Here is a 950-nt window from a genome sequence, read left to right as displayed (position 1 = left end):
ACCGGGTCCAGCATCGCTCCCGGCTTCAACCTCGCCGCGCATTACAAATTCAATGAGGAATGGGCCGCTGGCCTGACCTACCGCAGCCGCGTCAAACAGGCCGTGCGCGGACACGTCGAATTCGAAAATAAAAATCCGGTTCCGGGCCTCGTTAATCTACCAAACTCCGATCTGCACGGTAATCTGAACCTTCCCGATACCATTTCCTTCGGCGTGATGTGGAAGCCCATGGAAACCCTGAGCTTCGAAGCCGGAACCGTCTATACCGTATGGAGCAACTACCGCTCCCTGAATATCCATATGGACAATCCCCAGTACGGCACCGCATACAGCCCCAAAAACTGGCGCGACACGTGGGGCTTCAACGTCAGTGCCGAATACAAGGCGCTCGACTGGCTAACCCTGCGCGGCGGCTATGTTTTCGAAACCAGCCCGATGAAGGATAGCACCTGCGACTACATGACCCCGAGCAACGGGCGTCACCGCATCACCGCCGGTGTGGGCTTCAACTGGGATCAGTGGACCGTTGACCTTGCTTACGGTTACCTGATCATCAAGGAACTCAGCTACGACAAGTCCACCGCCGACGGCGTCCTGAAGGGACGTTCCCACAACGGGAGCAGCCATATCGCCGCCGTATCCGTTGGTTACAAGTTCTAGCGGTTGAAGAGACACTTGAGCCCCCTCAAACTCCCCCACCCCTCCCAAAGACTTTCGTAAAGGTCGGTGATGGGCTGAGGGACGGCCCAGTCCCGTTTGTCGGCCTACGTCTCCCGGTTTCGCATCAAAAAGACACAAGGCAAGGAAACGAACGTTTCCTTGCCTTTTTCACATGGTAAAACCCAAAAGAATACATGTCTCCTCTTCCCCGCCCCTCCAACCACGGGGAAAACCAGCAAGAGGGATTCAATAAGGCCAAAAGTCTTTGAGATGGGAGAGGAGGGGGTTTT

General features: G+C 55.8%; 1 protein-coding gene. It reads left to right on the top strand.

Annotation, left to right across the window (positions count from 1 at the left end; translation table 11 throughout):
- Window positions 1–660, top strand: a 660-nt coding sequence (locus HMPREF0178_RS20095; RefSeq protein ID WP_009369374.1) for an OmpP1/FadL family transporter, incomplete at its 5' end; no start/stop codon positions are given.
- Window positions 661–950 lie beyond the last annotated feature (290 nt).

Source organism: Bilophila sp. 4_1_30 (assembly GCF_000224655.1).
Classification (GTDB): Bacteria; Desulfobacterota; Desulfovibrionia; order Desulfovibrionales; family Desulfovibrionaceae; genus Bilophila; species Bilophila wadsworthia.
The sequence above is the reverse complement of the archived record's forward strand: the minus strand, read 5'-3'. Positions and strand labels throughout refer to the sequence as shown.